The sequence below is a fragment of the Shewanella sp. GXUN23E genome, from assembly GCF_050865035.1.
GTDB lineage: Bacteria > Pseudomonadota > Gammaproteobacteria > Enterobacterales > Shewanellaceae > Shewanella.
In genome coordinates, this window is the sequence record NZ_JBOZWP010000015.1 from 102,007 (window position 1) to 111,843 (window position 9,837).

Genomic DNA, 9,837 nt, shown 5'->3' on the forward strand with positions numbered 1-9,837 from the left:
GACTCAGACACAGGTGTGATGAAGCTGCGCCTGATGGTCAATGAGCGCAGCCGTCACATGTCCGCTCTGATGCACAGGGGGATTGTCGTCGATGCTATTGCCGCCAAGCCTGTTGCGGCATATGGTGTTGAGCGCAACAGCGTGACTGCGCAGGACCAACCAATACAGGCAAACCGCGCAGGCTCTTTGCAGAGAGCTTGCAGACTTTGAACAGCAGGAGTCAGTGAATGAAGGTAGGCATTACGGGGTGTGGCTGGTACGGAATGCCTTTGGCCCGCGAATTGGCCGCTTGCGGCTATCAGGTAGTGGGTTCCAAACGTGATGGGGCGGGGTGCCGGGCGCTGAACGACGCCGGTATTGAAGCCGTGCAACTGGATTTGGATGATGCTTTGCTTGCACCGAGTTTGCCTTTGGTGGATGTGGATGCGCTCATTATCAACATTCCTCCCGGGTTAAGGCGCGCAGAGAATGATTATCTCAAGCGTCTGGCGCGGCTTAAATCCCTGTTACTGCCCAACAGATTAGCCCGGCTTATCTTTATATCCACTACCGGCGTGTATCCCAATATGGGCCTGGTGAGTGAGGAAGATGCACGCGCGGATAACGACAGTGCTGCGACATTACTTAAGGCCGAGGCACTGTTTACCGAAGCGCCTGAGCTGCTGGCGCCGGGGGGGCAGGTTTGTGTGCTGAGATTTGCCGGTCTGATTGGTCCGGGCAGGCATCCCGGGCGATTTCTGGCTGGGCGACAGGATGTGCCCGGTGCTGCGCAGTCGGTGAATCTGGTGCATCTTGTCGACTGCATCGCGGCGACAAGATGTTTACTGACCGCCGCCGATGCTGCTGGCATTTACAATCTGTGTATCCCGGAGCATCGCAGTAAACAGGCATTTTACGCTGAGGCTGCCAGCGCACTGGGATTAACTGCGCCGCAATTTAATGATGTTGAGATGGCTGACAAGCAAATTCAGGCACAGCGGATTTGCCGGCAGCTTGGTTACGTATATCGTTACCCCACGCTTGCGTCTGCCCTGGCTGATTGCTGAGCCTTTCTCCCTTATTCCTGTAAGGTCAGGCACCTATCTGTGCCTGGCCGGTTAATTTCCCCCGATTTTTCGCCTTCCGTTTTTGTGCGGGTTTCGACATTGGTCTAATGCATCCCCGCGCACTGGTTTCATGTTTTTGCTGTCTCATGTTGTTAACCTATTGTTGGTTATCGCTTTGTTTTGATTTTGTTGCGCGCTGCAACCTGCGCTTAGACCAAAGTCGCGATTGTCCGGGTATCCCCCCTTGTTAGATTGAACTGTGACTGAACTACTACAAAAATACAGGGGAGTCAGACTATGGCTTTTGAAAACGAAGACAAGGCCAAGGGATATTGGCGTGAAAACCTCCGCTTGGTGCTGGGGTTGCTGGCAATCTGGTTTTTCGTGTCCTACATGTGCGGCATCGTACTGGTGGATGTGTTGAATCAGGTTGAATTCGGCGGATTTAAACTCGGGTTCTGGTTTGCACAACAGGGCGCCATGTACGTGTTCGTTGCACTGATTTTTGTCTACGCGGCAAAAGCCAATGCGCTGGACAAAAAGTATAACGTGCACGAAGACTGAGGAGCGGCGTCATGGATGTACAAACTCTGACATATTTAATCGTGGGGCTGACCTTTGCCCTGTATATCGGCATCGCCATCTGGTCCAAGGCCGGTTCAACCAAAGAGTTCTATGTTGCCGGTGGTGGGGTTCACCCGGTAATGAACGGGATGGCAACCGCAGCGGACTGGATGTCGGCAGCTTCATTTATCTCTCTGGCCGGTATTGTTTCCTTCGTCGGTTATGACGGCAGCGTCTACCTGATGGGCTGGACCGGTGGTTACGTATTGCTGGCCCTGTGTATGGCGCCGTACCTGCGTAAGTTCGGTAAATTTACTGTGCCGGATTTTATCGGCGACCGTTATTACTCTCAGGCGGCCCGTACCGTGGCAGTAGTGTGTGCCATCTTCATCTGCTTTACCTATATCGCCGGTCAGATGCGCGGCGTGGGCGTGGTGTTCTCCCGCTTCCTGGAGGTGGACGTGGATACCGGCGTTTATATCGGTATGGCGGTGGTGTTCTTCTACGCTGTGCTCGGTGGCATGAAGGGGATTACCTACACTCAGGTTGCTCAGTACTGCGTGCTGATCTTCGCCTTCATGGTGCCGGCCATCTTTATCTCTGTGATGATGACCGGCCACATCCTGCCACAGGTGGGTTTCGGCTCTGAGCTGGTGGATGCGGCGGGTAATCCTACTGGCACCTATCTGCTGGATAAGCTCGATGGCCTGTCTACTGAGCTGGGTTTCGCCCAGTACACTGAAGGCTCGAAATCCATGATTGACGTGTTTGCCATTACCGCTGCCCTGATGGTGGGTACGGCCGGTCTGCCACACGTTATCGTGCGCTTCTTCACTGTGCCCAAGGTAAAAGATGCCCGCTCCAGTGCCGGTTGGGCCCTGGTGTTCATCGCGATCATGTACACCACTATCCCAGCGCTGGCGGCATTCTCCCGCGTGAATATGATTGAGACCATTAACGGTCCTGATTCTCAGGGGGTTGCCTATGAGGCGGCGCCTGGCTGGATTAAGAACTGGGAAAAGACCGGTCTTATTGCCTGGGATGACAAGAACGGCGATGGCAAGATGTACTATGCCAAGGGTGCTGAAAATGAAATGAAGATCGACCGTGACATCATGGTACTGGCTACCCCTGAAATCGCCAATCTGCCTGCGTGGGTGATTGCGCTGGTGGCAGCGGGCGGTCTGGCCGCGGCATTGTCGACCTCAGCCGGTTTGTTGCTGGTGATCTCCACCTCGGTATCGCATGATTTGATGAAGAAAACCTTAAGACCGGATATTACCGATAAACAGGAACTGTTCTACGCCCGTCTGGCTGCCGGTGTGGGGATTGTGATTGCCGGTTACTTCGGTATTCATCCACCTGGATTTGTGGCAGCGGTGGTGGCCTTCGCCTTCGGTCTGGCGGCTTCCAGTCTGTTCCCGGCCATTGTGATGGGGATTTTCTCCCGCTCAATGAACAAGGAAGGTGCCATTGCCGGTATGGTGACAGGTATCACCTTTACTGCTGGCTACATTGTGTACTTCAAGTTCATCAATCCTGCGGCTAACGTACCGGACAACTGGTTGTTCGGCATCTCGCCGGAAGGTATCGGGATGGTAGGGATGATCATCAACTTCGCGGTGGCCATCATTATCAGCAAGATGACCTCCAAGGTACCTGATGATGTGGTTGCTATGGTGGAAGGTATCCGCTTCCCCAAAGGTGCCGGTGAAGCCCAGGACCACTAATCGTCTCCCTTGATTGACAAAGAGCGCTTCGGCGCTCTTTTTGTTTGTGCAAAGTCTGTCAGCTTAATTTCATCTGCCAAGCGGGATAAGGCTTCAGGACAGCGTCAGCCTTTGGTCGAATAGTATGCCGGTTGCAGGGCAGGTTACTTTTGGGGGGCATATTCAATTGGATACCCCGTTATGGATGCCAGCGAATTACAACCTATTACCGACTTTCTGGTCACTCTGGTGCCCTTCAATCAATTGTCGCCGGAGCAACTGGCCTATGCTGCCCGTCAGCTGGAGATAGTATATTTCCCTGCCGTATCGCGGATTGTTCCCATGAGCGATGATGATCGGCGACTGTATATCGTGCGCAGCGGTGCATTTGAAATCCGAGATGCCGACGGGGAGCTGGTTGACCGCCTGGGAGCCGGCGACTTCTTCGGCTATCCCTCACTGCTGTCCGGTGAACAGATAAGCAACAGTGTGCGGGTATTGGAGGATGGTCTGGTTTACCAGTTGCCTGAAGGCTGCTTTAACGAGTTTTGCAGCCACAACCGTGAATTCAGCCGTTTTTTCAACCGGGCTTATGCCCGTCGCATGCGTAATGAGGCCAGATTCAAAGCGCGGAACATGCTGACGACCAGTCGCCTAAACAGCCTGATGTCCGGCGATCCGGTCTGCGTGGATATGGGGGACACGGTCGGCTCGGCGGCCCGCCTGATGTCGCATCATCGGGTGTCCTCGGTATTGGTGCTGGATCAGGGACAACTGGCGGGCATTCTGACCGACAGGGATCTGCGTAACCGGGTGCTGGCAAAGGACCGGGATGCGTTTACGGCTATTGCCGATGTGATGACGGCTTCTCCCCTTACCGTCGAGCCGGAAACCCTGGTGTTCGAAGCCATGGTATTAATGGGCGAGCACAATGTACATCATCTGCCGGTGACCAGAGATGGCCGTCCGGTAGGCATGGTGACCAGTACTGATTTGCTGCGCAGTCAAAGCTCCCAGCCGCTGCTGATGATGGGGGAAATAGACCGGCAGCAGGATGTGGAAGGGCTGGTCAACCTCAGCAAACGGATTCCTTTATTGTTGCAGAATCTGATCAGCGCAGATGCCAGAGCCGAGGAGATCGGGCGCATTCTGACATCGGTCACAGACACCCTGACCCGGCGATTAATCGTGTTGGCCCAGTCACAGCTGGGAGATGCTCCCATGGCGTTTTGCTGGCTGGCGTTTGGCTCTCAGGGACGTCAGGATCAGGTCGCCTGTTCGGATCAGGATAATGGCTTACTGCTGGCGCGTGAACCCTCCGCCGGGGAAGCTGCATATTTTGAAGCCCTCACGACCCTGGTGTGTGATGGCCTCAATGCCTGTGGCTATATTTATTGCCCGGGAGGGATCATGGCGATGAATCCGGTATGGCGCAAATCCCTCAAAGGCTGGCAGCGCTGCTTTGCCGGCTGGATCGACAGCCCTGAACCCAAGGCATTGATGCACGCCAGTATTTTCTTCGATATGCGATCGGTTTATGGCGATGAGCCATTGTTTGATCAGCTGCAGACCAGTGTGCTTAACCTGTGTCATAACAAAGATATCTTTCTGGCGCTGCTGACCGGAAATGCGCTGGATACCCGTCCGCCGCTGGGCTTTTTCCGGCAATTTGTGCTTGAGCGCGATGGCACCGAGGTGAAGGGCATAGATCTCAAACACAAAGGCAGTGCCATCATCAATGATATTGCCCGGGTGTATGCCCTGAGTGCGGGCGTGCGGGAAATCAATACGCCAAAACGTATTCGCCAGCTGGTGGAAATGGGCGTGATCAACCGTAAGGATGCCTTGAATCTGGCCGATGCTCAGGAGTTTATTGCCCATATGCGACTTGCCAATCAGGGCCGGCAGGTAGAGCAGGGATTGAAACCCAACAACTATCTCAAGCCCGGTGAAGTCTCATCACTGGTTCGATACCAGCTCAAGGAAGCGTTCAAGGTGGTGGACGATGCCCAGTCCGGTCTGCGGCTGCGCTTTATGCGGGCATTCTGATGCTACTGAGTCTTGGTCTGAATCCACTGGCGCGCTGGCAGCTGACCCGCAGGATCAATAAAGCGGCGGCGCAGTGTCGTCAGCCCTGGTTGTCCGGGTATCTGCGCAGTCTGCTGCCGTTGCTGGATGGGGATGTAGAGCATCTGCCTGCGCTGGCTTTCGATTTGGAGATGACCGGGTTGCAGCCCCATATTGACGAGATCCTCAGTATTGGTGCTGTGCCAGTTGATGGCCGGACGTTGCGGCTGAGCGGCGCGTGGCATTGTCTGCTGGCCAATAATACCGGGGTCGGGCAAAGCGCCTGTATTCACGGTATTGTCGATCGGGACCTGAAAGCCGGCGTGCCGCTGGCCAGCGCTCTGGAGCAATTTTTCACTCTGGCCTGTGGTCGGTTTCTGGTGGCCCATCATGCACCTTTGGATCTGAGTTTTCTGTGTTATCACCTCAAATGCCTGTTTGGCGATCCGGTATGGTTACCGGGTATCGACACTATGCAGCTGGAACACCGCAGACTGAAGCTGGCCAATCGCCCCCTGAGTGATGGCGTCCTGAGGCTGGGAGCGTGCCGGGAACGTTATGGACTGCCAAACTATCCGGCCCACAATGCCTTGATTGATGCCATCGGTTGCGGCGAATTATTGCTGGCCCAGCGTGCGGCGATGAAACCTGCGAATGTGCTTGAATTACTGCGCTGATTGTCCGTACAAGGCAGCCGTTGTTAAAAATCGCTGCTGTTAACACTGTTGCGCCCCCCACCGGATTTGACGGGCAACAGCTTATTACAAATTTGCTCCTGACATTCTGCCCGATTGTGCTTTAGTTGTTTGAGTGAAGGCAGGCAATATTATCGGGAGTAGCTATGGTGTGGCCCTTGATTTGGCTTGGTGGCGCGGCCATCGGTGTGCTGGCATTGGCAGATGAAAAAGCTCGCAGGGACAGATTGGCGCTCGACAGACGGCTGGGGCGGGTAGAGCCGCAGGCCGCCACAGCAGCAGAAGGCGCGGCGTTGACCCCCAGCATATTGTTCAACAGCAACACCCGGGTAACGCCGGAAGTGGGCAGTATAGTATGCTGCCATGTCTATGGCGTGATTGAGCATACCGGTATCTGGCTGGGTGACAACAGCATTGCTGAGCTGCATGGTTCAGGACTGGTGAGGGCGGTGTCTGCCAAACGTTTTTTGGCAGGACGAAGCGGTGATTGTATTTATCTGGCCTGCAGTCATGATCATCGGGCACTTGCCTGTCAGCAGGCTGCTGTGCGCGCCAGCGAGAGTATGTTTACCTATCGTGACTATCAATTATTGGATAACAACTGCCACAGGTTTGTCTGGTATTGTCTGACCGGTGATGAGTCGAGGATCAGCAGCTTCGATGGGCTTAGTATCAAACTGGCTGCACTGTTCAGTCAGGCGATCTACTGGGACCTGATGAAGTCGTCTGAATGAATGACCAATGCCGGGACTTGTAACGCTATTGGCTGTGGCACAAATGATGACTAAAAGTCTGCAGCAGTTAACCTGCAAGATTGAAAAAGGCCACCGAAAGGTGGCCTTTTTATTGAGGCTGTGACGCGGTTATTCTCTGTGCTCTGCACGCTCACAGAAGTAAGCTGCGGCCCGCTTCACCAACTCCAGGCCGGTCTGATCACATGGTGGCAGGTCGGCATCTGTGGTCTCCAGCGGTGTGACGCGTTCACCCCACTTGATCACAGTTGCTGCAGAGGTCAATCCAGCACCAAATGCGCAGGACAAAATTGTTTGACCGGGTTGAATGCGGCCTTGCTCAATGGCATCACAAATGGCAATCGGAATCGTGGCTGCGCTGGTGTTGCCATAATTGGCAATATTGACGAAGGCCTTTTCCTTATCGATCTTCATACGACTGACCAGCGTAACGATAATTCGCTCGTTCGCCTGGTGGGGGATAACCAGATCCACTTCATCTTTATCCAGATTGCATTTCTCCAGCACCTTCTTGCTGAGCTTACCCATGCCGGCAATGGCACGCTTGAAGATCTCCTGACCATCGAACTGGATGAAGAAGTCCAGCGAATCCGCGCTGAATCTGTCCATGCTGGTACCAAAACTGGTTTTCAGAATATCGCGCCCGGCAGGGTCGTTATTCAGCTCATAGGCCAATACCCCTTCTTCTTTATCTGTTGCTTCCAGAATGGCGGCGCCCGCGCCATCACCAAACAGCACAGCAGTTTCGCGGCGGGACCAGTCCAGATAGAAGGTCAGGCGTTCGGCACCTATCACCAATACGCGCTGACATTGACCACTGCGGATCTGGGCACTGGCAAGGCCAAGGCCGTAGAGAAAGCCACTGCAGGCAGCATTGATGTCAAACGCAGCGCAGTGTGCGCCGATATTGGCCTGAACTGTGGAGGCGATATTCGGGATCAGGGTATCCGGGCTGGCAGTCGCCAGAATGATCATATCGATATCTTTACCTTCCAGACCGGCTGCAGCCAACGCACGCTTGGCGGCAACAGAAGCCAGTTCGGAAGTGCCTACGTGGCTGATGTGGCGCTGCTTGATCCCGGTGCGCGGACGGATCCACTCATCTGACGTTTCAATAAAGGTAGATAGATCATCATTGGTCAAAACAGCGGGGGGAACACATTTTCCCCATCCGGTTATAGTGGCATACGGCATGGATTTCTCTCGTTTTTTGTCGCGGCAAAGCCGCAAATACAGGCTGCTTAAAAAGTTACCAGCTTAAGTGTCACCCATTGAGCTGGTCGGCAACCAATGCTTTGATATCGTCAGCGGCGCTCAATATATGTTGTCTGAGGAAGGCGACTGCGCCTTCGATATTTCGGTCCTGACACAGCTTCAGCAGTTCCTTGTGATCTTGTTCTGCCTTGGGAACGCCGCCGGTTAACAGTAATTGCATTCGAATATAGCGATCGCAGTTGGTATTCAGTCCCTGGACGACTTCAAGTGTATGGGGGCGTCTGGCTGCCAAATACAAGCTGGTGTGAAATTCGGTGTTGAGCAATGCCCAGCTGGCGATGGCATCTTCCCTGCGAAAGGCCTGCTCCAGGCTGGACAGCGTCTGCTTTGCCCGGGCGAAGTCCTCATCTTGCATATTGGGGATCGCTTTGGCAAGCAGTTCGCACTCTATCATTGCTCTGAGCTCAAACAGTTCGGTGACCTGAGCGATAGACAGTTCAGTCGCAGTAGCGCCTTTGTGGGCTTCAAACTTCACCAGCCCTTCAGCTTCGAGTTGCAGTAAGGCTTCTCGCACCGGAATTCTGCTGACATTCAAGGCTTCAGCCAATGCGCTTTGACGCATTGGCTCTCCGGCGGCAATTTCACCGGACAGGATTTTTTCCCGAAGCACCTCGACAACGACCTGGGTTCTGGTTTTATGAATGATGGGCATCGACCGGCTCATAAACGCCTTATTTTATATTAAGAATCATATTTATCCTGTTAGGTTAACGTCTCAGCGCATATAAATAAAGCAGGTTGGTGAGACACAAAAGGCTGGATTGCGGCATAACTTAAATTCTCGGCTATTGGTGGAATTGCTGATTGTCGCCAATAGGTCTTAGGTGAAATAATACGACGGATTTAAACAGGTTGGAGACTTCGGTGAAAAAAGCGGTATTTCTGGATCGTGATGGGGTGATTAATGTCGATCACGGTTATGTGCATCAGGTAGATGACTTTGAGTATATCGAAGGTGTGTTCGATGCCTGCCGTGAGCTGAAGCAGATGGGATATAAACTGGTGGTTGTGACCAATCAGTCAGGTATTGCCCGGGGCATGTACAGTGAAGAGCAATTTCACTCGCTGACAGAGTGGATGGATTGGAACTTTGCCGATAAGGGCGTAGAGCTGGATGGCATCTACTACTGTCCTCATCACAATGAGCAAGGGGTTGGGGATTACAAAGTTGATTGTGATTGTCGCAAACCCAAGCCTGGAATGCTTGAATCTGCGGCGCGGTTTTTGAAAATCGATTTGGCACAGTCAGTGATGGTCGGTGATAAGCGGGATGATATGCTGGCAGGTAAGGCCGCTGGTGTCAGCCTGAATATTCTGGTTAGAACAGGTAAGGCCTTGACCGAAGAGGCGCAGGCTGAGGCAAACGTGGTACTTAACAGTATTGCCGATGTGCCAGCTTACCTACGCAGCATTTAATAGATGAAAACCACCGGCAGGTGGTTTTTTTAATGGAATTGTCTGCTAAATGGGCGATTCTCTTTTGGTTTGTTTGAAAAGTCGTCAATCGGTGGTGTTTTACGGTTTTTTTCACAAAAAGGACTTGCAGGAAAATCTCGCTTGCCTATAATTCGCTTCCGTTGAGACGCTGAAATGACCGCGTAGCCGGTTCGGTAAAACGAACGGGTTGCCTTTTAAAGGCGTTGTTCTTTAACAATTTATTACTAGACAATCTGTGTGGACATTCACAGTAGTTGATGAGGTCGACAAAGACTTATCCTCTCCTTCAGTG

Annotated in this window: 9 protein-coding genes; 7 read left to right on the top strand and 2 right to left on the bottom strand. The window is 53.2% G+C overall.

The features are described 5' to 3' along the window. Nucleotides 1-227 precede the first annotated feature (227 nt). The 6 genes from ACRRUX_RS13725 (at nucleotide 228) to ACRRUX_RS13750 (ending at nucleotide 6,815) form a co-directional block, all read left to right on the top strand. Nucleotides 228-1,046: an SDR family NAD(P)-dependent oxidoreductase gene (locus tag ACRRUX_RS13725; protein ID WP_432531251.1), complete on the top strand. Its 819-nt coding sequence runs from the start codon at nucleotides 228-230 to the stop codon at nucleotides 1,044-1,046. A gap of 297 nt (nucleotides 1,047-1,343) precedes the next feature. Continuing rightward, nucleotides 1,344-1,610 (top strand): DUF4212 domain-containing protein, encoded by a 267-nt coding sequence (locus ACRRUX_RS13730; RefSeq protein ID WP_432531253.1) that lies wholly within the window; start codon nucleotides 1,344-1,346, stop codon nucleotides 1,608-1,610. 11 nt (nucleotides 1,611-1,621) lie between these two features. Further along, a complete protein-coding gene (locus ACRRUX_RS13735) occupies nucleotides 1,622-3,340 on the top strand; it encodes a sodium:solute symporter family protein (RefSeq protein WP_432531255.1) in 1,719 nt (572 codons plus the stop codon). Nucleotides 3,341-3,520: 180 nt separating this feature from the next. Beyond that, nucleotides 3,521-5,368 carry a DUF294 nucleotidyltransferase-like domain-containing protein gene (locus ACRRUX_RS13740; RefSeq protein ID WP_432531257.1) on the top strand — a complete coding sequence of 616 codons (1,848 nt, stop codon included), beginning with the start codon at nucleotides 3,521-3,523 and terminating at the stop codon, nucleotides 5,366-5,368. After that, a complete protein-coding gene (locus ACRRUX_RS13745; RefSeq protein ID WP_432531258.1) occupies nucleotides 5,368-6,063 on the top strand; it encodes an exonuclease domain-containing protein in 696 nt (231 codons plus the stop codon). Before ACRRUX_RS13740 ends, ACRRUX_RS13745 begins: the two co-directional genes overlap by 1 nt. A gap of 164 nt (nucleotides 6,064-6,227) precedes the next feature. Next, nucleotides 6,228-6,815: a hypothetical protein gene (locus ACRRUX_RS13750; protein ID WP_432531259.1), complete on the top strand. Its 588-nt coding sequence runs from the start codon at nucleotides 6,228-6,230 to the stop codon at nucleotides 6,813-6,815. A 129-nt stretch (nucleotides 6,816-6,944) separates the two neighbouring features. On the opposite strand, the gene ACRRUX_RS13755 is transcribed toward ACRRUX_RS13750, so the two are convergent. Continuing rightward, nucleotides 6,945-8,027, bottom strand: coding sequence for a ketoacyl-ACP synthase III (locus ACRRUX_RS13755; RefSeq protein WP_432531260.1), 1,083 nt, complete (start codon nucleotides 8,025-8,027; stop codon nucleotides 6,945-6,947). A gap of 70 nt (nucleotides 8,028-8,097) precedes the next feature. After that, nucleotides 8,098-8,772, bottom strand: coding sequence for a GntR family transcriptional regulator (locus ACRRUX_RS13760; RefSeq protein WP_432531262.1), 675 nt, complete (start codon nucleotides 8,770-8,772; stop codon nucleotides 8,098-8,100). A gap of 200 nt (nucleotides 8,773-8,972) precedes the next feature. On the opposite strand from ACRRUX_RS13760, the gene gmhB reads away from it, so the two are divergent. Continuing rightward, nucleotides 8,973-9,524, top strand: a complete 552-nt coding sequence (gmhB, locus tag ACRRUX_RS13765; protein WP_432531264.1) for a D-glycero-beta-D-manno-heptose 1,7-bisphosphate 7-phosphatase — start codon at nucleotides 8,973-8,975, stop codon at nucleotides 9,522-9,524. Nucleotides 9,525-9,837 lie beyond the last annotated feature (313 nt).